Raw genomic sequence first — 26,068 nt, 5'->3', positions numbered from 1 at the left:
CCCTGACGGCCCCGCCCCCTGGGATCGTCTCAGGGGGTGCGGTCGTTGAGGATCCGCTGGAAGAGCCGGTGGTCGCGCCAGGCGCCGTTGATGTGCAGGAACTCCGGCGCGACACCGAATTCCTCGAAGCCGCACTTGGTGAGGACACGCTGCGAGGGCACGTTGTCGAGAAGCGTGCCCGCTTCGACGCGATGCAGGCCGAGCTCGGTGTCCGCGGCGGCGCAGGCTTGCCGCACGGCGGCGGTGGCGAGGCCGCGGCCGGTGTGGTCCACGTCGATCCAGTAGCCGAGACTCCCGCTGCGGAGCGGGCCGAGGACGATGGTGGACAGGGTGACCGAGCCGACGATGTCCCCGTCGCGGTCGAGCACCCAGGGGGCCGTCCGCCCGGCCCGGCATTCTTCCAGCTGAGCGCGGAGCCTGGCCGCCTGTGCCTGCCGGGTGAAGTAGTCCTCGGGTCTGCTGGGTTCCCACGGCTCCAGATGCGCGCGGCTGCGCAGCCGGGCGTGCGCGAGACCTTCGGCGTCCTCGAGCCTGGCGGGGCGCATGACGACGTCCGGTGCGATGCGGGCTGATTCGGTGATCATGCGCCAAGCCTAGGGACCGCGGCGGACACGTGCGCCGGCCCGGCGCACGTGTCCGCCGCACCCGGGTGGCTCACCTTCCGCCGGCGACCCGCAGGATCGTTCCGGTCGCGTAGGACGCCTCGGCCGAGAGCAGCCATGCGACGGCCGCCGCGATCTCCTCGGGGCGGCCCGGGCGTCCCAGGGGGATGTCCGCGGCGAGCTTCGCCGGACGCTCCGGGTCCGCGTGGAACTCGGTCCAGATCACGCCAGGTGCGACCGCGTTGACGCGGATGCCGTCCGCCGCGACCTCCTTGGACAGGCCGACGGTCATCGTGTCCACGGCTCCCTTGGCTGCGGCGTAGTGGACGTACTCGCCCGGGGCGCCGAGGGTCGCCGCAGCGGAGGAGATGTTCACGATGCCGCCGCCGGCGCCGGTCCGCTTCATGTCGCGGATCGCGCGGCGCGCGCAGAGCAGGTAGCCGAGCACGTTCACGTCGAGCGCGCGGCGCACGGCGGCGACGTCGGCCTCCGCGAGGGGGCCCACCGGGGCGCCGATCCCGGCGTTGTTCACGAGCCCCGTGACCGGGCCGAGTTCCCTGGCCGCGGTCTCGAAGAGGCGGTCGACGTCCGCCTCCTCGGCGGTGTCCATCCGGACGGCGAGGGCGCGGGTGCCCGTCGCGCGGACTTCGGCGGCCACCTTCTCGGCGGCGTCGGCGTCGGAGTGGTAGCCGAGGGCGATGTGGTGGCCGTCCGCGGCGAGGCGGGTGGCGATGGCCGCGCCGATGCCGCGGCTGCCGCCGGTCACTACCGTGACGGGGTGGTGTTGCACGTGATCCTCCGGAGGTGCGGGTGGACGGGGTTGCCGTTTGATCGATCATTCCGTTTGATCGATCATTCGCCAACCCCCATCCTTCCCGGCTGTGACTCAAACGCCGGACGGGCTCGACCGCCGCACGAATTCCGCCAACGTCCCCGGCGCCCTCCCCGCGAACCGTTCGATCGACGGCGTCACCTCGTACAGCTCGTGGTGCGAGCCGATCAGGCGGAACAGTTCCCACAGTTTGTCCAGGTGGGCCACCGCATGCGTGTCCCCGTACAGGGACATCGCCCGCTCACGCCACTCCTCCGGTGGCACGTCCACATACTTCAGGCCGCCGCCGAAGGCCTCCACGGCCTCCCCCACACTCAGGATCTGACCGGTGAGCAGCACCACAGGATCCGGGCAGTCCGGCATCGGATCCGCGAGGAGCCCCGCGCCGACCCGCGCCACGTCCTCCCCCGCGATCAGCGGAAGCACCGTGTCCAGGGGGCCCAGCGGCATCGCGAGCTCGTGACCACTGCCCGCGCGCACCAGGAAGTCCAGGTTCTCGAAGAAGACCCCGGCGCGCAGGTGCACCGCCCCGATCATCGCCCGGTCGAAGACCTCCTCCGCGACCCAGTGCTGCCGCATCCGTGGCGTTCCCGCGTCCGGGGCCGCCGCCAGCTGCGACACCTCGACGACGCGTTCGAGGCCCTCCCGCCGGGCCGCGGCCGCGAAGGCGCCGGCCGCCTCCAGCAGTCCGTCGGTGACCGGATAGGTGAAGAAGGCCCGGCGCACGCCCCGCATTGCGGCGAGCACGTCCGTGATCTCGCGCAGATCCCCGACGACCACTTCGGCGCCCATCGCCCGCAGCGCGGCGGCTCGGTCGTCGTCGGTGCGCACGAAGGCACGTACCGCCTGGCCGCGGTCGAGCAGCAGCCGCACGACGTGGCGGCCGGTGGAACCCTGCTGCCCACCCGCGGCCCCGGTGACAAGGACCGGCTCGTTCGTCGTCGATGACGTCTGTGGTGACTGCGGTGTCTGTGTCATCCCGCCGCTCACCTCTCCCCTCGTCGCAGCGTGAGCGTGAACGCGCCCTGGCGCTCCAGATCCCGCAGGAACGGCTCCGCCGAGAACGCCTCGCCGGGGGCGAGGACCCCTGTCTTCGTCGGGCCCCTTCCCTCCGCGAGCCGCATCGCGCCCTCCACCGAGGCGAGCGCTCCGGCCCGCCACAGGTCGTGGCCCGTCAACTGGCCCGCCGCGCTGCCTCCTTCCCACATCGCCTGGACGGCCACGGTGAAGTCGGTGGCCGCGCGTTCCGCGGCGCCGATGTGCTCGCTCTCGAACGCCTCCTCGGCCTCGAAGGCGCTCGTGCTGAGCATCAAGTCGACGGCCCGGACGGGGACATGGCGCGGCACCGTCACGACCTCGCTCGACGGGAACGGAGCGATCATGGAGCGCGGGCCGAGCGGGGGCGGGAAGGGGAAGACGGCGTTGCGGGGCTCGACGTAGCCCGCGTGCAGGGCGCCGTCGTCGAAGGTGAGGCGTTCGGTCTCGGCGAAGAGGTGGGTCGCGGTGTTCTTGGCGCCGGTGGTCAGCCGCCAGCCGTTCACCGCGTACGCGACGACGATCCGGTCGATGCCCGCGATGCCGTCCGCCACCGCTCCCGCCAGGAGGTCACCGAGGCCGCCGTAGAAGCTGAGGCCGGGGATCATGACGGCACCGGTGCGCTGCGCCGCGGCCTGCGCGGCGTCGAAGACGCCTTTCACGTGGTGGGGTTCGAGTGCGTGGTCGACGTAATGACAGCCTGCCTCCGCCGCGGCTGCGGCGACGGGAGCGCCGGTGACCGCGAAGGGGCCCGCGCACTGGATGAGGACATCGGCGGCGGTCATCACCTCGCGCAGCGCCGTGGCGTCGTCCACGGCGGCGGTGCGGGTCCGCACGCGCTGCCCTGCGTCGAGTTCGTCGGCCAGCGCCCGTAACGCCTCGGTGTCGCGGCCGACCAGGAGTAACTCCGCGTCCCTGGCGCGGAGTTCGGCGGCCACGAGTCGTCCGGTGTGGCCGTAGGCCCCGTAGATTGCGAAGAGCGGCTTTGTCATGCTCAACTCGCTTTCATACCGAAGGTATGCAACTGGTGCGGAACCTACGTACCCTGAGTATGTTCGTCAAGAGGAGCCGATCGTGATTCCGTCAGCGCCTTCAGCGCGATCAACTGCCCGCCGCACACAGGCGGAACGCTCCGACGCGACCACCGCTCAGCTGATAGCAGCGGCGCAACGCCTCTTCGGCCGGGACGGGTACGCGACGACCTCGATCGTCGCCGTGGCGGCCGCCGCGGGGGTCACCAAGGGAGCGGCCTACCACCATTTCCGGGGCAAGGCGGATCTCTTCCGCGCGGTGTTCGTCCGCGAACAGGAGGAGATCGCGGCGGAGTTGGAGCGCGCCGCGGCCGAGGAGGCCGACGCCTGGTCCGCGCTGCTGCGCGGCTGCCGGCGTTTCCTGGAGCACTGCCTGGACCCCGGGTTCCGGCGCATCGTGCTGCTCGACGCGCCCTCCGTCCTCGGCTGGGAGGGCGTCCGCGAGATCCAATACGCGCACACGCTGCGGGTGTTGACGAACGGCATGCGTACGGCGGCGGACGCGGGGCACTTTGGCGCCGGGGATCTGGACGTGCGCTGCCAGCTGATGTTCGGCGCGCTGTGCGAGGCGGGCATGCTCCTCGCCCGCTCGCCCGATCCCGCCTCCGCCCTCACCTCGGTGACGGCGGAGGCCGAACGTCTGCTGTCGGCGCTGGGCGCGCCCGGGAACTAGGCCTCTCGGGAACTAGGCCTTTTCGGGAACGACGTTTCCGGTCACGCGGTCCTCCGGGGCGGCCTCGTCGGGCGCCAGGCTGTCCATGAAGGAGGAGACGGAGAACACGGCGCGTCCCGGGCCCGCGGGGCCGTAACCAGGAGGCGAGGAGAGGCCGTTGGCCTCCATCGTCGCGCGGTACGCCTCCAGGAGACGCACGTGGTACTCCAGCGGCGCGCCCAGCGGGTTCGCCTTGCCCAGAGGTGTCGTGGGCTCCGGGCACCAAGTGGTGAAGCGGGGCGTGATGCCGCGCGACATGAAGTACTGCAGCCCCTCCACGGTGGAGTCGATGGCCTCGCCGACCGTCTTGAAGCCGAACGGCTCCGCCATCTCCACGCCCGCCACGAAGTTCGGGATGACGTTGCGCGGCCCGAAGACGTCGGCGGAGTCCAGGATGCGGCGGTGCCACTCGTCACGGCCGACATAGCGCTCCTTGCCGGGGCAGTAGCGCTCGAACAGGTACGGGTCCCACACCTCGTAATTGGGGTGGTAGATCCGCACGCCGTAGTCGTGGAAGCGCTGGACGTCCGCCTTGGGCAGCGCCTGCGCGACGACCTTGCCGATCCAGCGGCCGGGGAAGCGCTCCTCGATGGCCTTCGCGTACTGCCCGTAGAAGTCGGCCTCGTCCTTGCCCTGGAGCTGCGAGGTGATGGCGCCACCGGTCAGCGTGTACGCGGTGGAGGACTTCGCGGTGTCGTACTTGTCGATGATGGCGAGGGCTTCGAGGACCTCGTCCATCGGCTTCACGCCCGTGTAGGGGCGGCCCGCCGCCTTCTGCTGGCGCCAGTTGTGGTTGATGTCGCAGTACCCGCACTCCTCCTTGGCGCCGAAGTACTGGCAGACCCGGAAGACCGTCAGATAGATCAGGTAGCCCCACTGGATCGTGGGCGCCACCTCCATCACGGACTTACCGTTCTCCAGCGTGTGCCGGTAGTAGTCCGGCATCGGCGGCAGGCCCACGTCGGAGATCCGTACGCCGTCCAGGTAGAGGCCGAGCACGCCGTCGTCGTCCGCGGCCACACGGTAGGGCGAGGAGGGGTTCACGCGGACCGAGACGACCGTGCGGCGCAGGTCGTACGGGCCGCCGGTGAGGACGATCTCCTCGGGTGGGCGGCGCAGGGCGGCGGCGCCGAGCTCGGGCAGGGTGCTGTGGTCGAAGGAGAAGATGAAGTACGACTTCGGCTTGACCTCGCCGCCCTCGTTGTCGCTGAGCGCGGACTCGTCGAACGCCATCCCGCCCCTGAGCAGGTCCTCCTTGATCACCGCCTCTCGCGGCACCTGCGGGAACCGCTCCATGAGTCCCTCGACGAGCTGGGTACGGCTCTCGCTGCGGCTTGCCATCTGCCGGGCACCTCGGATCCTGTCGGTGAATTGTGCTTTCCCGTGACCCCCACGCTAATACGCGGCTTTTCCCGCGCGGATCCGCCTCCGGTCTCAGCCGCCCTCCGCCCTTCGGCGGTACCTCCGGCTCCGGGTCCGCGTGCCGGGAACCCAGGACCTCCGTCCTCGCGTTGTCCTTGCATGAACGAGCTGGTTGCCGGGGGGAACGTGCCGCTGCCCGACGGTGCCGTCACCCTCCGGGTGCCCGGCCCCTTCGACCTGTCCGTGATCGTCACGGGCGACAGCGGAAAGGTCTCCGGCGACGGCGACTTCGTCTTCTACAACCAGCCCGCCACGGCCGGCGCCCGGCTCCAGGGCGACACGGTCACGGTCGACGGGCGGCGCCTGCGGGCCGGTGCGAGCCGCGTCACCGTGGCCGTGAGCCCCGCCGAGCCGGGCACGCCTCTGGGACGGCTGCCCGGCATCGCGCTCCAGGTGCACGGGCCCGGCGGCCTGGTGGCGCGTTTCACACCGCCGCGCCCCGACCGCGAGACGGTGCTGCTGCTCGCGGAGATCTACCGCGGCGGCCCGGGGTGGAAGCTGCGGGCACTCGGCCAGGGGTATGCGGACGGGCTCGCCGGGGTGGCACGCGACTTCGGGGTGGACGTGGCGGAGGACGAAGCCGCGCAGCCGCCGACCGGGCCCACGCGTGCAGCCCCTCCGTACCGCCCCGCCGCGCCCTCCGGGCCACCCGCACGCACCGGCCTGCCCGCAACCTCTGCCCCGCCCGCGCCCGATGGATTCCTCCCGCTGGTGAACGCGGCGCGGGCGTCGGCGGGCGCTCCTCCCGTCTCGCTCGACGCCCGGCTGACCGCCGCCGCGAGCGCGCATGCCGCCGGGATGGCGGCACGGTCCACGCTCGGCTCGGAGCACCCGGACGGCACATCCCTCTACCAGCGCGTCGTCTCCGGGGGGTACGCGTATCTGGCCATCGGCGAGCATCTGGTCTCCGGGCCCCGCTCGCCCGCCGACTTCGTGGAGTACTGCCTCTCCGGCGAGCAGTCGCGGCTGACGGTGCGGAGCCGCGCGTACACGCACGTCGGTGTGGGCCACGCCGCCGACGCGCGCTCGGGCGACCTCTACTGGACGGCGCTGTGGGCCACCCCCTTCAGCACGCAGGGCCTCGCGGAGTGGGCGTCGGCGGTCCTCCGCCTCACCAACGCCGAACGGACCGCAGCGCGCCTGCCACCCCTCTCCCCCGACCCGCTCCTGACCGCGGCGGCGCAGGCCCACAGCGCGGACATGGTGGCCCGGGCCTTCTACTCCCACACCTCGCCCGACGGCGGTGAACCCTGGCATCGCGCGTCCGCCGCGGGCAGCACGCACCGCGCGATCGGCGAGAACATCGCCTGCGGGCAGCGCACGCCCGCCGAGGTGGTGGACGGCTGGATGAACAGTCCCGGCCACCGGGCCAACATCCTCAAGCCCTCCTTCACCCACCTCGGCGTGGGTTTCGCGGGCGGCGGCTCGGCGGGCACGTACTGGACACAGTTGTTCGGCGGCTGAGGCCGGCCGAGAACCGCCCGCCGGGCTGCCGGGGCGCGGCTCCCCTCAGCCCACCGCCACCGGGACCCCGCTCCGAGCCGACGCGTAGCCCGCCGTCACGATCTTCAGCGTGCGCAGCCCGCCCTCGCCGTCGGCCACGTCCATGCCGCCCTCGTCCGGCCCGTACAGGAAGGCACGCAGCATCCGTTCGTCCAGGTCGGCGCCGAAGGGCAGTTCCAGGCCCTGCCGGTGGCGTTCGCTGTAGCCGTGGACCGACTGGTCGAAGGCATCCATCTCGAGGGTCGCCCGCTCGCCGACCACGGTGAGTTCGAGCCCGCCCCAGGAGTGGTGCGAGCGGGGGTGCGACCAGCTGCAGTCGATCGTGGCCACCGAGCCGTTGTCGTAGGTCACGGTGACCAGGCCGCTGGTCTCGGCGTCGACCTCGCCCTCGTACATGCGGTTGTTCGTCTGGGCGTACACGTCGACGGGGCGGGCGTCGCCGAAGAGATCGTCCAGGAGGTCGGCTATGTGGACCGTGTGGTCCATCAGGGCGCCACCGCCCGCGAGTTCCGGGTCGGCGAACCAGCGCCGTGAGCTCGGCATGGAGCCGTTGTTCGCGCCGGACACGGTCAGGACCCGGCCCACGTCCCCCGACGCGACGGCCGCCTTGACGGCCGCGTACGCCGGGCTGAAGCGGACCGGGAAGGCGACAGCGAGCCGCACGCCGGCCTCCCGGCACGCCGCGAGCATCACCTCCCCGTCCTCGACCGTCGTGGCCAGCGGCTTTTCGCACAGGACGTCGACCCCGTGGGACGCGGCGAGCTCCACCAGCGGACGGTGCCGCGCGTTCTCGGAGCAGACGATCACCGCGTCGGGGCCCCAGGCGAAGGCCTCCTCGTACGTCTCCACGTAAGCGACCCCCCTCTCCTCGGCGAACGCGCGCCCCCGCACCTCACCGGGCGCGCCCGACCGGCTGTCCGGATCGCTGCCGATCACCTCGACACCCGGCATCCGGGCAAGAAGTCGCAGGTACCCGGCCGCATGGACGTGGGCGAACGACAGAACGGCGACCTTCATCGCGTGACCTCCTTGACACCCGTCCGAACCCCTACCTCTACCGCCCGGCCCGTACGGCTCGACTCGACCGCCGCCTCGGCGATCCGCACCGCCTCGATCCCGTCCCGCGGCCCCACCCGCGGTTCGGGACCACCCTCCTCCCAGGAAGCCGCGAACTCCCGCAGCTCGGAGAGGTAGGGACTCTCGGTCATCGGGCTCGACGGGATGCCCTCGTTGGCCGCGCGCACCCCTTGCGCGGTGATCCGGTAGCCCGGCACGGACGTGGAGTCGTGCCGCAGCAGCCCGTCGGCGCCCGCGACGCGAAACGTCGTACGGAACTGCTGGTCCGGGAGACCCCAGAGTCCGGTGATGTGGCTGATCACGCCGGAGGCGTGGGTGAGGACGGCGGTCGCCGACACGACCTCGGCCCGGGCGTCACCCGTGGCGTGTTCGACGCCTCGGGTCTGCGCGTGCACGCGCACCACGTCGCCCGCGATCCAGCGTGCGATGTCGATGTCGTGCACCATCAGGTCCATGATGACGCCACCGGACAGGGCGGGGTCACCGAACCAAGAGGCCCACTGCGGACGCGCCCCGCCGCGCGTGAGGCGCAGCACCGCGAGGTCACCCAACTGGCCTTGCTCTACAGCTTGTTGCATCGACGCGTACGCCGGGAAGTACCGTACGACATGGGCGGGGTGCAGCCGGACGCCCGCCGCTTCGGCGGCTGCCGAGATCTCCTCGGCGTCCCGCGTGTTCAGCGCGAGGGGCTTCTCGCAGATCACGTGGCGGCCCGCCGCGACGGCCGCGAGGGCGAGTTCCTTGTGGGTCGGGGTGGGGGTGCAGATGTCGACGGCCGTGCAGTCGGCGAGCAGTTCGCCGAGGTCCGCCACCGCGGTGACCTCGCGGCCCGCGTACTCGGCGGCAAGCTTCTCCGCCGAGCCGTCGACGGTGTGGACGCTGACACGCGCACCCAGTTCCAGCCAGCCCGGGAGATGGGCGCGGGCGATGCCACCCGCGCCGATCAGACCGATGTGAAGCGGTCGCATGAAGGGAGATACCTTTCCTCGTCCAGTGAGGGATGTGGTGGCTCAGCGGAGTCAGCTCTTGGAGCCGGACAGCGCGACACTCTGCACGAAGTGCCGCTGCAGGAGGACGTAGACGATGAGCATGGGCAGGCTCGCGATGAGCGAACCGGCCATCATCACCGGGTAGTTGGTCTCGAACTGGCCCTCCAGTGAGGTCAGTCCTGCACTGATGGGCATCTTCTGCGGGTCGGTGTTGACGATCAGCGGCCACAGGAGGTCGTTCCACGACCACATCGCGGTGATGACGGCGAGAGCCGCGAGCGCGGGCCGCACCAGCGGCAGCATGATCGACCAGAAGATGCGGAACGGACCCGCGCCGTCGATCCGTGCGGCTTCCTCCAGCTCCTTGGGGAGCGTCAGGAAGAACTGCCGCAGCATGAAGGTCCCGAACGCGCTGAACATGCCCGGCAGGAACAGTGCGGGTGCCGAGTTGAGCAGGCCGAGCCGCTGGATGATGTCGTACTGCGGCAGGACGAGCAGCGAGCTCGGCACCATGAGGACGGACAGGAAGACCGCGAACAGGACGTCGCGCCCCCGGAATTGCATGCGGGCGAAGGCGTACGCCGCCAGTGAGCAGAACACCAGCTGTCCGACCGTGCGCCCCACGGTGTTGAGGGCGCTGTTGAAGAGCATCTCCTTGAACGGCAGCGCGCTGAAGACCTCTTCGAAACTCGACCAGTTCCAGGTGTCGGGCAGGAAGGTCGGCGGCACCTTCGCCGTCTCCGCGAGGGACTTGGCGGCCGTGAGCAGCTGCCACAGGAAGGGGAAGATCATCACCAGGGCGCCCAAGGAGAGGGCCGCGTGGGTGGCGACCGAACCCGCGTTGAGGCGCCGGCGGGTGAGGGGGCCGGCGGAGGGCCCGACGGAAGCCGCCGTGGAGGGCTTTGCCGAGGACTCACGCATAGTGCACCCACCTCTTCTGCAGCCTGAACTGCACCATCGTCAGCGCCGCGATGATCAGCATGAGCAGGAAGGCGAGCGCGGCGGCGGCGCCCTGGGCGTTCTCGACGAAGGCCCATTTGTAGAAGAGGCTCACCACGGACTGGGTGTCACCGATCGCCGGGTTCTTCTCGGCCATCATGATGTAGATCAGGTCGAAGGTCTGCAGTGAGTTGATCATGCAGATGATCGACGCGAAGAAGATCGTCGGGCTGAGCAGCGGCAGCGTGATCGTGAAGAAGCGGCGCAGCGGCCCGGCGCCGTCCAGCTCGGCGGCTTCGTAGTAGTCCTGCGGGATGCCCTTGATGCCCGCCATGAAGATGATCAAGTAGTAGCCGGTGGTCGACCAGACCATGACGGTGCCGATCGCGTACACCGCGGTCGAGGGGTCGGAGACCCAGTAGCGGCGGTCCGCTCCGAACCACTCGAAGACTTCGTTGATCAGCCCGTAGTCGCCGTTGTAGAGCCAGTTCCAGACGAGACCGACGGCGACGGGCAGCGTGACGAACGGGACGAAGTACAGGGCGCGGTAGACCGGGACGCCGCGCAGACCGCGCCGGTTCAGGAGCGCCGCGACGCCGATCGCGACGGGCAGTGCGAGCAGCCCGATGGCGCAGTAGATCAGGGTGTTGCCGAGCGCCTGCCAGACGGTGACGTCCTTGAGCACGCGCACGTAATTGTCGGTGCCGATCCAGGTGTTGCCGCCGAACGCCCCGAACTCGGTGAAGCTGAAGTAGAAGGTCTGGAGCAGCGGCCAGAAGTAGAAGACGGCGAAGCCGATGCCGAGCGGCGCGATGAAGAGGTAGGCGACGCGCTGGTTACGGGACTTGGGCGCGCCGCCGGTCGCCTGCCTGCCGCGGCTCGCCTTCTTCGCCGCCGCCGTGGAGGGAAACACACTCATCATGCGCGCTCCTCCTTCAGGGCCCGGTCCATCTGCTCGCCCAGGGTGCGTGCGGCGGACTCGATGCCGCCCTTTCCACTGAACGCGGCGCCCAGGAGCGGGTATTGGAGGTTCTCCCAGACCGCGGTGTTCTTCGAGCTCGGGTACGGCACGGCGTACTCCTGCATCTCGATGAAGTGCTTCAGGTCGAACTCGGGCATCGACTTGAGCCAGGCTCCCTGCGTCCCCTCGTACGAGGAGATGGTGACGCCCGCCGACGCCTGGATCTCGGCGGCCTTGCGGCCCGCCATGAAGTGGACGAACTTCCAGGCCGCCGCCTTCTTGCGGCTCTTGGCGGAGATGACGTTGGCGAGACCGTGGATGATCGTGGCGCGCTCCCGGCCCTTGGGCAGCACGGCGACGCCGCCGTGGTCCTTGAGGGCGGGGATGGCGTACATCTGGCCGGCCATCGCGGAGAGGTCGTAGTACATGGCGGTCTTCTCCGACCAGTAGCGGTTGCGGCCCTTGGACTCGACCATCGCGCTCTGTGGCGGCGACCAGCCGCGGTCGATCATGTCGGTCCAGTAGCGCAACCCCTCGATGGAGCGCTCGTCGCCGAAGCCCGACTTCCCGTCCTCAAGGACGTAACCGCCCGCTCCGTGGATGGCGGGGTAGAGCTGTCCCTGCCGGTCCATCTCGGCGGCCATGCCGTGCACGCGCGCGCGTGGGTCGGTGAGTTCGGCCGCCGCGTCGCGCACGTCGTCCCAGGTCCAGGCCGCGTCCGGGTACTTGATGCCCGCCTTGTCGAACAGCGCCTTGTTGTACCAGAGGCCGATGGTGTCGAAGTCCTTCGGTATGCCGTACTGCGTGCCCTGGTAGGCGTAGATCCTCACGAGTGACGCGGGGTGGCGGTCCACGGGGGTCCGGTCGCTCTTGATGTGTCCGCTCAGGGGCTCCAGGACGCCGCTGGAGGCGTACAGCTGGAGATTGACCGCGTTCATCCAGAACACGTCGGGTGCCGTGCCGCCGCGCATCGCCGTCTTGAGGGTGGTCCAGTAGCTCGACCAGGGCGTGAGTTCCATGCGCACGGATATGCCGGGGTTCTCCTTCTCGAAGGCGTCGATCACCTTCTGCAGCCCCGGCACCTGAGCCACGTCCCACACCCCGTACGAGAGGGTGGTGCGTCCACCGCTCCCCTTGCCGTCGTCACTCTCGCCGGAGCAGGCGGCGAGCAGGGGCGCCGCCATCGCTCCGTACAGCAGGGTCCTCCTGCGCATGAGCGCCTCCCTTCAGGACTGGTCAGAACGCCGGATCCGGGTCCGCATCCGTCAGGAGTTCGGACTCGACCCGGTCAAGTGCCTTGCGTACGGCGCCGATCGCGACGCCTTGTTCGCCGAGCGTGCTCAGCGCGATGCGCGGGACGTGCAGGGTCAGCGGGCGCAGTCGGTCCTCGATCAGCGGCACGAGATGGCCGCCGAGCGGGGTCGCGCCGCCGGTGAGCACCACCAGTTCCGGGTCGACGGCGAGGGCGAGGGCGGCGATGCCCGGCGTGATGCGGTCGGCGAAGTCCGCGACGGCCGCGAGTGCGCGGGGATCGCCGTCGTCCGCGGCGCGGGCGAGTGCGGCCACCCCGGACTCGTCGGGGCGGCGGTCGCCCTGCCAATCGAGTGCGTCCTGCGCGGTGTTCATGCCGAGCAGCGGCAGCAGGCCGAGCTCGCCCGCGCCACCCCGCCTCCCCCGGTGCAGTCGCCCGCCGATGGTGAGGCTGCACGCCACGCGGTGACCGGTCAGGACGCAGACGACGTCGTGCGCGAGGGTGGCGGCGCCCTGCCAGCGCTCGGCGAGGACGGCGAGGTTCACGTCGTTCTCGACGAGGGTGTGCCCCGCCTCACCGTCGGCGAGAAGCCGCCCGAGGTCGACGCCGGACCATTCGGGTATGACGTGGGAGGTGATGGTGCCCGCCGCGTCGACGACGCCGGGTACGCCCACACAGCGGGCGAGGATGTCGTCGCGCCGTACGGAGTGCGCGTCCAGGAAGGCTTCGAGGCCCCTGCGCAGGAGGTCGAGGCGCTGGGCTCCGCCCAGCTCCGGGTCGATGTCGTCGCGCCGCACGGCGAGCACCGTTCCGCCGAGGTCGGCGAGGAGCAGCACCATCTTGTGCAGGCCGATGTCGGCGCCCACGACGCGGCCCGCCTCCACACGGAACCGGAACCGCCGGGCGGGGCGCCCCGGCGCGCGCTCGCTCTCGTCGCGCTCGGCCTCCCCCGCCCAGCCGTGCGCGGTCAGTTCCTCGACGGCGGATTCGACGGTGGGCCGGGAGAGTCCGGTGCCGGCGGCGAGTTCCGCGAGTGTCTGGGGGCTGCGGCGGTGCAGGGCACGCAGCACGACGGTGGTGTTCAGCCGGCGCAGCGAGGCGAGATCGTGCCCCCGTGTCCCGTTCCGCAACACTTCTTCACCTCATGTCGAGGCCAGGGCAGCCCTGTTGACCAGTGGGTCAACCGCTTGCCCCGGAGATTAAGGAGGAGACTTGCATATCCCTGGCCGGTGGGGAACCCCCTCCGCGGGCCGGAATCCTGACCCGCGGCTCGCCGTGGACGAGGTCAGGAACGGGGCCCGGTGCCGCTGTACGCCGGAGGGCCGCAAGGTCCGGCCGCGAGGCGCTGTCACCGGACGCTTTCGCCGGACCCCGCCGCCTGACCTGAAGTCAGGTGATTCGGCGCGGATGTCGGACATCACCCCGCGGCCGCCGAGTTGAGGGCAAGCTGGGTGCGGGCCCCCGGCAACGGCGCCGCACCCATGGGGCAGGATGACGCTCGCACCGGACCACGAACACGCGTCCGGCGCGCCCGCACAACCTGGAGAATGAACTGATGGAGCGAGCGCTCACATGGCACGACCTGATCACCGCCGGTGTCGCGGTGGCCGTCGGCATCGCGGCGGGTCTGCTGCTGCGGATGATCCTGCGGTGGCTGGGCGAACGGGCCAGCAGGACCCGGTGGAGCGGCGATGACGTCATCGTCGACGCCGTGCGCACGCTGGTCCCCTGCGCGGCGATAACCGCGGGGGCGGCCGTCGCCGCCGCCGCACTCCCGCTCACCCCCAGGACCGGTCACAACGTCTCGATGACGCTGACCGCCCTGCTCGTCCTGGCCGGGACCCTGACGGCAGCCCGCGTGGTCACCCGCCTGGTGAAGTCCCTCGCGCAGTCCCGGTCGGGTGTCGCGGGGTCGGCGACGATCTTCGTCAACATCACCCGTGTCGTCGTGCTCGCGATGGGCTTCCTCGTCGTCCTGCAGACGCTCGGCGTCTCCATCGCCCCGATGCTCACGGCGCTGGGCGTCGGCGGCCTCGCGGTGGCCCTGGCCCTCCAGGACACCCTGGCCAACCTCTTCGCGGGCGTGCACATCCTCGCCGCGAAGACGGTGCAGCCCGGCGACTACATCAAGCTCAGCAGCGGCGAGGAGGGCTACGTCGTCGACATCAACTGGCGCAACACGGTGGTGCGTCAGCTGTCGAACAACCTCGTCATCATCCCCAACGCCCAGCTCGCGGGCACCAACATGACCAACTTCAGCCGCCCCGAGCAGGACCTGTCCATCATGGTCCAGGTCGGCGTCAGCTACGACAGTGATCTGGAGCAGGTCGAGCGCGTCACGACCGAGGTCGTGGAGAGCGTGATGAAGGACGTCGACGGCGCCCTTCCCGAGCACGAACCTGCCGTGCGCTTCCACACGTTCGGCGACTCCAGGATCAGCTTCACGGTGATCCTGGGTGTCGGTGAGTTCAGCGACCAGTACCGCATCAAGCACGAGTTCATCAAGCAGCTGCACCAGCGCTACCGCGCCGAGGGCATTCGGGTGCCCGCCCCGGTCAGGACGGTGAACGTCCAGCAGGGCGAGCTGCCGCCGGGCCTGATCCCGCACCAGCGCGAGGCCACGGCGCCGACGACGAAGCCGTAGTACACGCGCCCGGCGCCCACCTCGGTGAGCGCATCGTCACGCCGAGGCGGCCTCGTCGACGTGCGATGCCGCCGACCACCACAGGCGCACCTCCTTGCGGACGTCCGTGGGGCGCAGTTCCCAGCCCTGGGCCAGCGCCACCTCCGCGACGTAGCCGCCGCCCGCGCCGCGGTAGTCGCGCAGGGGGATGGCGCACTCGACGGGCGGCCGCGGCTTCTTCGGCTCGCGCGGGGCCGCGGCCTGGGACGTCCAGTTGGCGACGCGTCGCTCGACGCGGGCCCGGTAGTACGCGGCGTCCCCCTCGTGGCGCAGCTCCGGCCAGGTCACGAACCAGGAACCGAGCCGCGCGATGCCGCCCAGCACGTCGTCCATGAACCGCATGTAGCCGCCCTCGAAGCGATCGCTGAACGCCGTGATCGCGTCGGCGAACAGCCCGACGACGAAGAACGCGGCCGCGACCGCCAGCCACAGCGCGGCCCGCCCTCGCATGCGCGCATGCACGCATGCACGCATCCTGCCGTACGCACGAGAGGGGCCGTGAGCCGACCCGTTTGACAGACTCGGCGCACCCAGATCATGATTCCATTAATTGTTTAATGGAATCGAGAGAGGCGCGCGTGGACATGACCCTTGCCGACCCCACCGAGGCCGACGGCCCCTTGAGCGCGACCGCGCTCGAGGCCCGCGGCCTGGGCAAGCGCTACCGCCGCGGCTGGGCGCTGCGCGACTGCTCCTTCCGGCTCCCCGCCGGGCGGATCTGCGGTCTCGTCGGCCCCAACGGCGCCGGAAAGAGCACCCTGTTGGGGCTCGCGACGCGACTGGTGGCCCCGACCGAGGGCGAACTGCGCATCTTCGGCGTGCCGGTGGACGACCCGGCCGCGATGCCCAGGTTCGCCTTCCTCTCCCAGGACAAGCCGCTGTTCAAGCGGTTCACCGTGGCCGAGACGCTGCGCATGGGCAGCGAACTCAACCCGGGCTGGGACATGGCGGCCGCCGAGCGGATCGTGCGCTCCGGCAACGTGCCGATGGACGCCAAGGTCGGCACGCTCTCCGGCGGGCAGCGCACCCGCGTCGCCTTCGCGCTCGCCTTCGGCAAGCGGCCCGATCTGCTGCTGCTCGACGAGCCCATGGCGGACCTGGATCCGCTGGCCCGGGACGAGATGAGCTCCCTGCTGATGTCGGAGGCCGTCGAGCGCGGCACCACCGTGGTGATGTCCTCCCACATGCTCTCCGAGCTGGAGGACATGTGCGACTACCTCCTGGTCATCGCGGACGGCCGGCTCAGGATGGCGGGTGACACCGAAGAGCTGGTCCCGGCCCACGCGCTGGTGACCGGGCTCGCCCCCGACGGCATGCCGCCCGCGGACCTCGCCCCGCACACGGTCGTCGAATTCCGGGTCCAGGGACGCCAGTTCCGCGCCCTCGTCCGCCCCCACGGCCCCCTGGCCGCCGACTGGGAGGTCTCCGAGCCGAGCCTGGAGGAAGTCCTGCTCGCCCACCTCCGTACGCCGGACGCGGAGCCGCTCTTCACGCACGCCGCACGCATCGAGGCCGAAGGGGTCACCGCCGCATGAGCACCACCCTGACCGAGCAGCCGCCCACGGCGCGGGCCACCAGGAAGCCGGGTCTGCTGCACGGGCTCACCTGGCTCGTCCTGCGCCAGCACCGCACCACGACATGGATCGTCGCGGCCCTCGTCGTACTCGGCTCGGCCGCGATCATCTACGAGCGCGGCCAGATGGCCGACATGCTCGCCGGGATGGGCTGGCCCGACAAGGACGTCAGCCTGTCGCAGGCTCCCCAGAGCTACGTGTACATCGCCCAAGCACTGGGCGCCCTGCCCATCGTCCTCGGTGTCTTCATCGGTGCCCCGCTGATCGCGAGCGACCAGGAACACGGCACCGCGCACCTGGTCACCACGCAGTCGGTGCCGCGCCGCCGCTGGCTCGCCGCCAAGCTGGTCTGGTGCCTCGCACTCGTCCTGGCGGCCTCCCTCGTACTCTCCACGCTGTTCTTCTGGTGGTGGGAGCCCTACCGCAGCCTCCTCCTCTCCGAGTGGCTCTCGGGATCGGTGTTCGACAACACGGGCCCCGTCCTCGCGGCGCTCTCCCTCTTCCTCACCATCAGCGGCATCGCGATCGGCATGCTGCTGCGCCGGGTACTGCCCGCCATGCTGGCCACCTTCTTCTTCGCCCTGGTCGTCCAGGTGGCCTGGGGCCAGTTGCGCGACCGGCTCGCCACCCCGCGCGTGATCACGTGGCCACTGCACGGCGACACGCCGAACCTCGTGAACAGCAGCAGCGTCGTGGAGGCGGACCGCTGGGTCGGCACCGCGGACGGACAGCTCTACCCCTGGAGCACCTGCGTCGAAGCGACCGAGAAGGCCAGCACCGCCTGCGCCGAGGAGCGCGGGATCGTCCACAACGTGGTCGAGTACTTCGGCTACGACCAGATGCCGGCCATGCAGTGGACCGGCGCCGGGGTGCTGCTCGGTGCGACCGCCGCCGTGGCGGTGTTCATCCTGTGGTGGGCCTCGCGGCGGCCCCTCTAGGACGCCGGGGACGGCACGTACGTAAAGTGTCCGGAAACGAGCAGAGAGTGGGGACAGTGGTCGAATTCCGCATCGACCGGCGCAGCGGTGTGGCCACGTACCTCCAGATCGTGCGCCAGGTCGAACAGGCCCTGCGCATGGGTACGTTGGTGGAGGGCGACCGGCTGCCCACGGCGGCCCAGGTCGCCGCGGCCACCAAGGTGAACCCGAACACGACGCTCAAGGCGTACCGCGAGCTGGAGCGCGCGGGCCTCGCCGAGGTCCGCCAGGGGGCCGGCACGTTCATCACCCGCTCGCTCGCCCGGCCCCAGGCGGGTCCTGACTCGCCCCTGCAGAGCTCACTGACGGAGTGGATGGAGCAGGCGCGGTCCGCGGGGCTGTCGGGGCAGGACGTCACGGCGCTGTTCGAGGCGGTGCACGCGGCCACCTTCCAGGGGGACGTGGTCGGCTGAGCCGGGTGTCACGGGGCCGCCCTCGACAAACCCCATAAGCGACCGCTTAGTATCAGGTGTGCGGGGCCCTCTGCCCCGGCATCGGTACCGCCGTCACCGCATGGAGAAACCGCATGGCATCCCTGCTCCTGTCCCGTCGTGACCTCGATTTCCTGCTGTACGAGTGGCTCGACGTGCCCGCGCTCACCGGCCGGGAGCGGTACGCGGACCACTCCCGCGAGACCTTCGACGCCGCGCTCGAACTGAGCGAGCAGATCGCCACCCGGCACTTCGCCCCGCACAACAAGAAGAACGATGCCCAGGAGCCCACCTTCGACGGGGATCGGGTGCACATCATCCCCGAGGTGAAGGAGGCCCTGCGGGTCTTCGGGGACTCGGGGCTGCTTGCCAGTGCCATGGACCACGAGATCGGCGGCGGCCAGCTGCCCGCCGTGGTGGCACAGGCCTGCTTCGCGTGGTTCCAGGCGGCGAACGTCGGCACGGCCGCGTATCCCTTCCTGACCATGGGCAACGCCAATCTGCTCCTCGCGCACGCGTCCAAGGAGCAGATCGACACGTTCGTGCGCCCCATGGTGGAGGGCCGCTTCCTGGGGACGATGTGCCTGTCGGAGCCGCAGGCCGGTTCGTCGCTCGCCGATGTGCGGACGCGGGCCGAGGAGCAGGAGGACGGGACGTACCGCCTCTTCGGTAACAAGATGTGGATCTCCGGCGGCGAGCACGAGCTGTCGGAGAACATCGTGCATCTGGTGCTCGCCCGGATTCCGGGCGGCCCGCCCGGCGTGAAGGGGCTCTCGCTCTTCATCGTGCCCAAGGTGCTCGTCGGCGACGACGGGTCGCTCGGCGAGCGCAACGACGTGGTGCTCGCGGGCCTCAACCACAAGATGGGCTACCGAGGGACCACGAACACGCTGCTCAACTTCGGCGAGGGCGCCCACCGCCCCGGCGGCGAGCCCGGCGCGGTCGGCCACCTCATCGGGGAAGCGAACCGCGGGCTCGCCTACATGTTCCACATGATGAACGAGGCCCGGATCGGCGTGGGCCTCGGCGCCACGGCACTCGGCTACACCGGCTACCTGCACGCCCTCGACTACGCGCGCACCCGCCCGCAGGGCCGTCCGCTCGCGGCGAAGGACCCCGCGTCGGCGCAGGTCCCGATCATCGAGCACGCCGACGTACGCAAGATGCTGCTCGCCCAGAAGACGTACGTGGAGGGCGCGATGGCGCTCAATCTGTACTGCGGGCGGCTGCTCGACGAGCAGAACACCGGCACATCGCCGCAGGCGCGCGACGAGGCCAGGCTGCTGCTCGACGTGCTCACACCCATCGCCAAGAGCTGGCCGTCGCAGTGGTGCCTCGAGGCCAACAACCTGGCGATCCAGGTGCACGGCGGCTACGGCTACACGCGCGAGTACAACGTCGAGCAGTTCTACCGCGACAACCGCCTCAACCCCATCCACGAGGGCACGCACGGCATCCACGGCCTCGATCTGCTCGGCCGCAAGGTGATCATGGACGGCGGCAGCGGGCTGCGGCTGCTCGTCGAGCGGATCTCGCGGACGTCCGCCCGTGCCGCCGCGGCGGGCGGCTCCGCGTCCGGGTACGGCCGGGCGCTCGACGCGTCCGCGGCGCGCGCGGTGGAGGTGACGCAGCGGCTCTGGTCGACCGGCGACCCGCAGACGGCGCTCGCCAACGCGAGCGTCTACCTCGAAGCGGTCGGGCACGTGGTCGTCGCCTGGATGTGGCTGGAGCAGCTGCTCGCGGCCGAGTCGGGCACCGAGGACTTCCACGCCGGCAAGCGTGCCGCCTGCCGTTACTTCTTCCGCCATGAACTGCCGAAGACGGAGGCCCAGTTCACACTCCTGGAGAGCCTGGACCGGACGGCGCTCGAACTGGACGAGAACGCCTTCTGACCCAGAAGTAGAGGTACACCGAGCACACCGCCGCGAACGCGCACCACGTGGAGATGTACTCGCGCCGCCACAGCAGCACGCACACCGCCGCCCCGACGGCGACCAGGGCGCCGAAGACGACCAGGCCCCGGTCGCCGGAGAGGAGCAGGGAGCCGACGGTGGCGATCAGGTATCCGGCGATGATCAGCTCCGGCCGGGGCAGGCCGAGCGCGTACCCGACCGTATGGCCGCGGATCTCGGCCGTCACGGTGCGGGTCGCCAGGTAGTAGGAGAGCACCGCCGCCGTCGCCATGCCCGCCGCGAGGGGGAGCAGCAGGCGGCGGCGGGCGCTCGACGGGGCCGCGCACAGCACCGCGACGGGCAGCCACAGCGCCAGCAGCGGCAGGGCGATCACGGCCCAGGCGACGGTGGCCCATCCCGTGCCACCGTCGTTCCGCCAGACCTCGGACTCGATGATCTGGTGGGCGCCGAGCAGCAGCGGCAGCGCGGCGATCGGCAGATCGCGCGGTCGGCCGCCGCGAGCCGCGCGGGTCACGCAGGCGACCCCCACGGCGGCCACACCCACGCCCGCCACGAGATCGGCCGTCGCGCTCCAGCACATGGACCCCACGCTACGATCCCCGCCACAGCGGGGCGCGGCGGGCGGTCCACCGGGGTTACCCGAGGTCGCGCGGGTCGGGCTCGATGTTCTGGTTGAGGCGGAAGACGTTGTCCGGGTCGTACGCGGCCTTGACCCGCGCAAGGCGTGCGTAGTTGTCGCGGTAGCTGGCCCGGACGCGCTCCTGCCCCTCCTCCATCATCATGTTCACGTAGGCACCGCCTGCCGAGAACGGGTGCAGCGCGTCGAAGTAGTCGACGCTCCAGCGCTTGATGAGATCGGCGTTGCCCGGATCTGTGTCCACTCCCGCGTAGACGCAGGCCCAGCGGGCGCCCCGATAGCTCCAGGCGGTCTCCGCCGTGCCGTGGTCGTGGGCGGCGCCGTCGATGGGGTACAGGTGCATCGTCGACTTCATGGTCGGCGCCTCGGGGCCGAACTTGGCGTGCAGGGCGACGGCGTCGTCCGGGATCTCGTCGACGAAGTCCGCCCGCCAGTACCACTGGTCGCCGGGCGGGTAGAGCCCGTCGAACATGGACTGGAGCGCGGGGTGCGGCATCGGGGCCACGGCGTGCAGGAGCGGGTCGGGCAGCGCGTCGAGCAGCGGCGCCATGGCCTGGGCCGCCGCCTCGGGGTCCTCGATGGTGTGGCACCACACGACGCCGCAGACCTTGCGCAGATGGAGGGTCTCGGGGAAGGGCGGGGCCGGCGGCACGGTGCCGTACATGAAGAAGCCGTTCACCTCGCGCGGCGCTTCGGGCAGGAAGTCCCGGTAGGCGGCGAGCACCTCGGCGCCCCGTTCCGCTGGCCAGAAGGTGGGGCCAGCGACGACCGTGCCCAGCTCGTGCAGGCGGAAGAGGAACGAGGTGACGACGCCGAAGTTGCCGCCGCCTCCGCGGATCGCCCAGTACAGGTCCGTGTTCTCGTCGGTGCTCGCCCGCACCTGACGGCCGTCGGCCAGGACGAGGTCCGCCTCCAGGACGTTGTCGATGCTCAGCCCGAACCTGCGGGTGAGGTGGCCGAGGCCGCCGCCGAGGGTGAGCCCGCCGACGCCCGTGGTGGAGATGATGCCGCTCGGTGTGGCCAGGCCGTGCTCGTGCGTGGCGCGGTCCACCTCGCTCCAGACGCAGCCGCCACCGACCCGTACGGTGCGGTTCGGCGCGTCGACCTCGACCGACTTGAGCGGTGACAGGTCGGCGACCACGCCGCCTTCGACGGTGCCGAGGCCCGCGCCGTGGTGGCCGCCGCCGCGGACCGCGAGCGGCAGGCCGTGCGCGCGGGCGAAGCCGATGACCCGGGACACGTCGTCGGCGTCGGTGCAGCGGGCGACGAGCGCGGGGCGCTTGTCGGCCATCGCGTTGTAGACGGCACGCGCCTCGTCGTACCCGGCGTCGCCCGGGCCCTTCAACTCCCCCTTGAAACCGGCCAGTTCGCTGCGTGCTGCCTGTGCTGGCGTGATGGACATGAGCTCCCCCGTTGGATCGGCGTGTCCGATCCGCCCGTTCTAGTCCTGTCCGCCACCCACCGATATCCGTGTCCACCACCTAGCTCGCGTCCGGCGATTACCTACTTTTCGCGGCCGATTTCCATCCCCAGCTGCGCGGCGCGGGCGGCGACCTCGCGCCGGGTGCGGGCGCCGAGCTTCTCCAGGACCGCACGGACGTGGTTGTCGACCGTACGCACGGACAGGAAGAGCCGCTCGGCGATCTCGATGTTGGTGAGCCCCTCCGCCAGGAGCCGTCCGACCTGGAGCTGGCGTCCCGTGAGGCCCGCCGGGTTGCGCCGGGTCGCCGCGTGCGGGCCGCGCGGGATCCTTGCGACGCCGAGGCCACGCAGGTCGGCGCGGACGATCCGGGCCAGGGGTTCGGCGCCCAGGGCGTCGAGGCCGGCGAGCGCGGTGAGCTTGTCCGCCGGGTCGGGGCTCTCCGCGAGGGCCGCCGCGTGCTCGTAGGGGCAACCAGCGGCCCGCCACGCCTCGGCTGCCCGACGCCACTGTCCGGCGGCCTGCAACGCGTACGGGTGATCGGAGTCGTCCTCGACCGCGGGGTGCCCCGCCTTGCTGAGCCAGTGGCCGAGTTCCGCGCGGTAGGGCGTCGCGGCCAGGCCGCGCGCCTGCGCGTACAGGGGCCCGACGGCGTCGAGCACGGCCGCGAGGTCACCGCGCAGCCAGGCGGCCTCCGCCCGCGCCGCGGCGACCGGGCCCGTGCGCTGCAGCTCCTGGGTCCGCTCGGCCACCTCCCAGGCGCGTCCGAGGAGTTCGTCGCCGCCTTTCGCGCCGCGCCGGATGCGTACGCGTGCCAGGACGGTCAGGGCGGGGCAGCGGGCGGGCGGGAATTCGTAGGCGTCGCCGGACTCGGCGTGCTTTTCCGCCTCGTCCCACCTCCCCGCGGCGAACTGCCGCAACGCCAGCTCCACTTGGAGGTATCGGAGGAACCCCAGATGCTCCGTGCGGTCCGCGAATTCCATGGCGGGCGCCAGGAAGTGGTCCGCCTCCGTGAAGCGGAGGTTCTCCAGGAGGGTCCAGATGACGTTGGCGTAGGCGCGGCAGGCGTGTTCGGCCTCGCCCGCCTTCAGCGCGACCGCCAGGCTCTCCTCCAGTTGCGGCCTGCCCAGCGGATCGCCACCGCGCCAGCGGGCGGTTCCCACGTTGTTCAGGGCGTGCGAGAGGATCGCCGCGTCGTCCGCGCGCCGGGCCAGGGTGATGGCGCGCTCTCCGTAGCCGATGGCCTCGGCGTATCGGTCGGAGAGCATGCGCAGCTGGGAGGTGTTGCTGAGCGCGAGCGCCAACAGCCTCTCGTCACCGGCCTGTTCGAGTACGTCGATGGCTTCCCTGGCGGCCTCCTGCGCGGCGTCCGCGTCGCCCGCCCACCAGTGGATGCGCGACAGCCAGCGCAGATCGGCGCCGAGTGCCCGCAGGTCGCCCAGGGAGCGCCGCAGGGCGACGGCTTCCCGCTGGGCGCCGACGGCGGCGGGCGAGTCGGCGATGGTGTAGCTCTCGACGGCGAACCGCTCCAGGAGGTCGGCGAGTTCGGCCGGACCGTAGCGGTTCCGCTGCCGCAGGACGAGCCGCAGCTGGGCGGCGGCCTCGCGGTGCGCGCCGGTGCGGGCCGCGTCCCTCGCCGCGTCGGGGCCGTAGCGCGCGATGGCGTCGTGGTCACCCGCCCGGGCGGCGTGGTGCACGATGCGGGAGGAGTCGGCGCCGGGCTGCGCGACCAGGGCGGCGAGCACGTTTCGGTCGAGTTCGATGCGGCGTGCCGCGGGCAGCGAGTCGGCGATGGCGCGCCGGATGATCTCGTGCCGGAACGTCACACGATCCGGGGTCACGACGAGCAGGCCACGCCGTTCCGCCGAGGTCAACTGGCCGACTCCGCCCGGCAGCAGGGCGTCGGCCAAGGTGCGCTCGGCCGCCGAGGGGACCACGGCGAGCTGTTCGAGGGCGTCACGTGCGGCGTCGTCGAGGCCGCGCAGCCGGGCCAGGACGGCGTCGACCACGGTCGGGGGCACGTCCCCGGTGCCGCCCGCCGCGACGACCTCGGCGACGTAGAAGGGGTTGCCCGACGTCACCGCGTACACCTGCGCGGGGTCGAGGCGGCTCACCGCGCTGAGCGTGCGGACCGCGTCGCGGGAGAGCCGTGGCAGGGGTACGCGGTGCACGCGGGCCGCCCTCGACACCTGGCCGAGCAGGTGCCGCAGCGGGTGTTCGCGGCCCAACTCGTCGTCGCGGAAGGTCAGCACGAGGACCGCGGGCATCCGGTCCACGCGGCGTACCAGGAACCGCAGCGCGTCGAGGGATGCCTCATCCGCCCAGTGCACGTCCTCTACGACAAGGACGGTCGGACGCAGCGGGTCACTCAGCTCGGCCCGCAGCGCGTCGTACACGCGGTGCCGGTCGCCACCCTCGGTGACCGCCTGCGCCAGCTCGGTGCGGACACTGCCGACAAGATCCCGGAAGGGGCCGAGCGGCCGCCGGGTCGCCAGGTCGTCGCACTGTCCGACCAGCACCCTGGCCTGTGAGGACAGTGCACCCGGCAGGGCGTTCACGAGGCTCGACTTGCCGATGCCGGCCTCTCCGAAGACGAGCGCCACCGAGCCCGCTCCGTCCCCCGCTTCCCGTGCGGCGGCGGTCAGTCGAGCCAGTTCGCGATCCCGCTCCAGGATCCCCCCGTCCACGCGGAAATTCTCCCACGCGGCCACCCGTTTCCGTCGCCCGTACGGAGACCCGCCGCCCCGGGGCGCCCCCGTCTCGTACCGGACGGGGGAGCAGAGGGGCCCTCCATCAATCGACATGAGTAAAGCGCGTACGCTTACGTCATCGATCACAGGAGATCGCCCCCTCGTTCCCTGCCAGGAGGACACATGACCTCGGCGTCACAGACCGCGCGCACTCCCCAGTCCCTCGACCGCCCATTCAGTGTCGGCAGCCTCACCCTGCCCAATCGCATCGTGATGGCCCCGATGACCAGGGAGTTCTCACCGGGCGGCGTACCGGGCGCGGACGTGGCGGAGTACTACGCGCGCCGGGCGGCCGCCGGAGTCGGCCTGATCATCACCGAGGGGACGTACGTCGATCACGCCTCGGCCGGCACGAGCGACCGGGTCCCGCGCTTCCACGGGGAGGACGCCCTCGAAGGCTGGCGCAAGGTGGTCGACGCGGTGCACGGAGCGGGCGGGAAGATCATTCCGCAGCTGTGGCACGTCGGCATCACCCGTGACGAGGGCAAGGGCCCGGTGCCCTCCGCCCCCGCGGCGGGCCCTTCGGCCATCGGCCTCGACGGGCAGCCCAAGGGCAGCGCGCTGACGGCCGACGACCTCGACGACGTGATCCGGGCGTTCGCCGACGCCGCGGCCGCCGCCGAGCGCATCGGGTTCGACGGCGTCGAACTGCACGGCGCGCACGGCTACTTGATCGACCAGTTCCTCTGGGAGCACACCAACCGCCGTACGGACGGCTACGGCGGAGACATCGAGGCCCGCACCCGTTTCGCCGCGGAGATCGTCGCGGCCGTACGCGCCGCCGTCTCGCCCGACTTCCCCGTCTTCTTCCGGCTCTCGCAGTGGAAGGCCGGCAGCTACGACGCGCAGCTCGCCCAGTCCCCCGAGGAGCTGGAGCGCCTGCTGACCCCGCTGGTGAACGCGGGCGTGGACGTCCTGCACGCCTCCACCCGCCGCTACTGGGAGCCCGAGTTCGAGGGCAGCGACCTCAACCTGGCGGGCTGGGTCAAGAAGGTGTCCGGGGTGCCGGTGGTCACCGTGGGCTCGGTCGGCCTCGACCAGGTGTTCATCGGTTCGCAGGGCTGGGCCGCGCCCTCCGCGTCCACCGGCATCGAGCTGCTCCTCGACCGCCTGGAGCGGGACGAGTTCGACCTGGTCGCGGTGGGGCGCGCCCTCATCGCCGACCCGGAGTGGGCGGCCAAGGCCCTGGAGAACCGACTCGGCGACGCACTGCCCTTCGACAAGTCGCTTCTCAAGAGCCTGGCCTGAGCGAGGGTGGCGGTCGCCCGGGCATGTGCGGACCGGGCCCAGCCGGGCGACAGCAGTCAACTCCATACGCTGCTGTCGCC

23 protein-coding genes are annotated in these 26,068 nt (G+C 71.2%); 8 read left to right on the top strand and 15 right to left on the bottom strand.

What is annotated here, in order from left to right:
* Positions 1-29 precede the first annotated feature (29 nt).
* The 4 genes from ACWGIH_RS27435 to ACWGIH_RS27420 all read right to left on the bottom strand — a co-directional run bounded on the left by ACWGIH_RS27435 (position 30) and on the right by ACWGIH_RS27420 (position 3,461).
* Complete coding sequence (locus ACWGIH_RS27435; RefSeq protein ID WP_453450443.1) at positions 30-584, bottom strand: GNAT family N-acetyltransferase; 555 nt, start codon at positions 582-584, stop codon at positions 30-32.
* Positions 585-654: 70 nt separating this feature from the next.
* Positions 655-1,392 carry an SDR family oxidoreductase gene (locus ACWGIH_RS27430; protein WP_453451560.1) on the bottom strand — a complete coding sequence of 246 codons (738 nt, stop codon included), beginning with the start codon at positions 1,390-1,392 and terminating at the stop codon, positions 655-657.
* A 96-nt stretch (positions 1,393-1,488) separates the two neighbouring features.
* Positions 1,489-2,412, bottom strand: coding sequence for an NmrA family NAD(P)-binding protein (locus ACWGIH_RS27425; protein ID WP_453451559.1), 924 nt, complete (start codon positions 2,410-2,412; stop codon positions 1,489-1,491).
* 8 nt (positions 2,413-2,420) lie between these two features.
* Positions 2,421-3,461, bottom strand: coding sequence for a saccharopine dehydrogenase NADP-binding domain-containing protein (locus ACWGIH_RS27420; RefSeq protein ID WP_453451558.1), 1,041 nt, complete (start codon positions 3,459-3,461; stop codon positions 2,421-2,423).
* Positions 3,462-3,543: 82 nt separating this feature from the next.
* Here ACWGIH_RS27420 and ACWGIH_RS27415 point away from each other — a divergent pair, with 82 nt between their 5' ends.
* On the top strand, positions 3,544-4,173 hold the full coding sequence (locus ACWGIH_RS27415) for a TetR/AcrR family transcriptional regulator (RefSeq protein WP_453451557.1): 630 nt from the start codon (positions 3,544-3,546) through the stop codon (positions 4,171-4,173).
* Positions 4,174-4,185: 12 nt separating this feature from the next.
* Here the strand turns inward: ACWGIH_RS27415 and ACWGIH_RS27410 are convergent, their stop codons facing one another.
* Entirely contained in the window at positions 4,186-5,553 is a 1,368-nt protein-coding gene (locus ACWGIH_RS27410) for a radical SAM protein (protein WP_453451556.1), read from the bottom strand.
* Positions 5,554-5,733: 180 nt separating this feature from the next.
* Here ACWGIH_RS27410 and ACWGIH_RS27405 point away from each other — a divergent pair, with 180 nt between their 5' ends.
* On the top strand, positions 5,734-7,098 hold the full coding sequence (locus tag ACWGIH_RS27405) for a CAP domain-containing protein (RefSeq protein ID WP_453451555.1): 1,365 nt from the start codon (positions 5,734-5,736) through the stop codon (positions 7,096-7,098).
* A gap of 45 nt (positions 7,099-7,143) precedes the next feature.
* On the opposite strand, the gene ACWGIH_RS27400 is transcribed toward ACWGIH_RS27405, so the two are convergent.
* Genes ACWGIH_RS27400 through ACWGIH_RS27375 form a run of 6 tightly spaced genes read right to left on the bottom strand, consistent with a single transcriptional unit; the run spans position 7,144 to position 13,488 of the window.
* A complete protein-coding gene (locus ACWGIH_RS27400) occupies positions 7,144-8,154 on the bottom strand; it encodes a Gfo/Idh/MocA family protein (RefSeq protein ID WP_453451554.1) in 1,011 nt (336 codons plus the stop codon).
* On the bottom strand, positions 8,151-9,182 hold the full coding sequence (locus ACWGIH_RS27395) for a Gfo/Idh/MocA family protein (RefSeq protein WP_453451553.1): 1,032 nt from the start codon (positions 9,180-9,182) through the stop codon (positions 8,151-8,153). The genes ACWGIH_RS27400 and ACWGIH_RS27395 overlap by 4 nt, the downstream gene beginning before the upstream one ends.
* A 51-nt stretch (positions 9,183-9,233) precedes the next feature.
* Entirely contained in the window at positions 9,234-10,124 is an 891-nt protein-coding gene (locus ACWGIH_RS27390; RefSeq protein ID WP_453451552.1) for a carbohydrate ABC transporter permease, read from the bottom strand.
* Entirely contained in the window at positions 10,117-11,064 is a 948-nt protein-coding gene (locus tag ACWGIH_RS27385) for a carbohydrate ABC transporter permease (protein WP_453451551.1), read from the bottom strand. The genes ACWGIH_RS27390 and ACWGIH_RS27385 overlap by 8 nt, the downstream gene beginning before the upstream one ends.
* The gene (locus tag ACWGIH_RS27380) at positions 11,061-12,317 is read right to left on the bottom strand and encodes an ABC transporter substrate-binding protein (RefSeq protein WP_453451550.1); all 1,257 of its coding nucleotides are present in this window, start codon (positions 12,315-12,317) and stop codon (positions 11,061-11,063) included. Before ACWGIH_RS27380 ends, ACWGIH_RS27385 begins: the two co-directional genes overlap by 4 nt.
* A 22-nt stretch (positions 12,318-12,339) precedes the next feature.
* Positions 12,340-13,488, bottom strand: a complete 1,149-nt coding sequence (locus ACWGIH_RS27375) for an ROK family protein (protein WP_453451549.1) — start codon at positions 13,486-13,488, stop codon at positions 12,340-12,342.
* A 422-nt stretch (positions 13,489-13,910) separates the two neighbouring features.
* On the opposite strand from ACWGIH_RS27375, the gene ACWGIH_RS27370 reads away from it, so the two are divergent.
* Positions 13,911-14,999 carry a mechanosensitive ion channel family protein gene (locus tag ACWGIH_RS27370; protein WP_453451548.1) on the top strand — a complete coding sequence of 363 codons (1,089 nt, stop codon included), beginning with the start codon at positions 13,911-13,913 and terminating at the stop codon, positions 14,997-14,999.
* 36 nt (positions 15,000-15,035) lie between these two features.
* Here ACWGIH_RS27370 and ACWGIH_RS27365 read toward each other — a convergent pair whose 3' ends face one another.
* Positions 15,036-15,500, bottom strand: a complete 465-nt coding sequence (locus ACWGIH_RS27365) for a hypothetical protein (RefSeq protein ID WP_453451547.1) — start codon at positions 15,498-15,500, stop codon at positions 15,036-15,038.
* 122 nt (positions 15,501-15,622) lie between these two features.
* Between ACWGIH_RS27365 and ACWGIH_RS27360 the strand changes: the two genes are divergently transcribed.
* From ACWGIH_RS27360 to ACWGIH_RS27345, 4 genes are all read left to right on the top strand, one after another.
* Positions 15,623-16,573 carry an ABC transporter ATP-binding protein gene (locus ACWGIH_RS27360; RefSeq protein ID WP_453451565.1) on the top strand — a complete coding sequence of 317 codons (951 nt, stop codon included), beginning with the start codon at positions 15,623-15,625 and terminating at the stop codon, positions 16,571-16,573.
* On the top strand, positions 16,570-17,550 hold the full coding sequence (locus ACWGIH_RS27355; RefSeq protein WP_453451546.1) for an ABC transporter permease: 981 nt from the start codon (positions 16,570-16,572) through the stop codon (positions 17,548-17,550). Before ACWGIH_RS27360 ends, ACWGIH_RS27355 begins: the two co-directional genes overlap by 4 nt.
* Positions 17,551-17,597: 47 nt before the next feature.
* The gene (locus ACWGIH_RS27350; protein ID WP_453451545.1) at positions 17,598-18,002 is read left to right on the top strand and encodes a GntR family transcriptional regulator; all 405 of its coding nucleotides are present in this window, start codon (positions 17,598-17,600) and stop codon (positions 18,000-18,002) included.
* Between the two features lie 113 nt (positions 18,003-18,115).
* Positions 18,116-19,912, top strand: a complete 1,797-nt coding sequence (locus ACWGIH_RS27345; RefSeq protein ID WP_453451544.1) for an acyl-CoA dehydrogenase — start codon at positions 18,116-18,118, stop codon at positions 19,910-19,912.
* On the opposite strand, the gene ACWGIH_RS27340 is transcribed toward ACWGIH_RS27345, so the two are convergent.
* The 3 genes from ACWGIH_RS27340 to ACWGIH_RS27330 form a co-directional block, all read right to left on the bottom strand.
* The gene (locus tag ACWGIH_RS27340) at positions 19,854-20,513 is read right to left on the bottom strand and encodes a DUF6629 family protein (RefSeq protein WP_453451542.1); all 660 of its coding nucleotides are present in this window, start codon (positions 20,511-20,513) and stop codon (positions 19,854-19,856) included. The genes ACWGIH_RS27345 and ACWGIH_RS27340 overlap by 59 nt on opposite strands.
* A 55-nt stretch (positions 20,514-20,568) precedes the next feature.
* Entirely contained in the window at positions 20,569-21,972 is a 1,404-nt protein-coding gene (locus ACWGIH_RS27335) for an FAD-binding oxidoreductase (RefSeq protein ID WP_453451541.1), read from the bottom strand.
* A 101-nt stretch (positions 21,973-22,073) separates the two neighbouring features.
* Entirely contained in the window at positions 22,074-24,677 is a 2,604-nt protein-coding gene (locus ACWGIH_RS27330) for a helix-turn-helix transcriptional regulator (protein ID WP_453451540.1), read from the bottom strand.
* Between the two features lie 186 nt (positions 24,678-24,863).
* On the opposite strand from ACWGIH_RS27330, the gene ACWGIH_RS27325 reads away from it, so the two are divergent.
* Positions 24,864-25,988, top strand: coding sequence for an NADH:flavin oxidoreductase (locus ACWGIH_RS27325; protein ID WP_453451539.1), 1,125 nt, complete (start codon positions 24,864-24,866; stop codon positions 25,986-25,988).
* Positions 25,989-26,068 lie beyond the last annotated feature (80 nt).

This window comes from Streptomyces sp. NPDC054872, from assembly GCF_053610705.1.
This window is presented reverse-complemented; position numbering and strand designations above follow the sequence as displayed.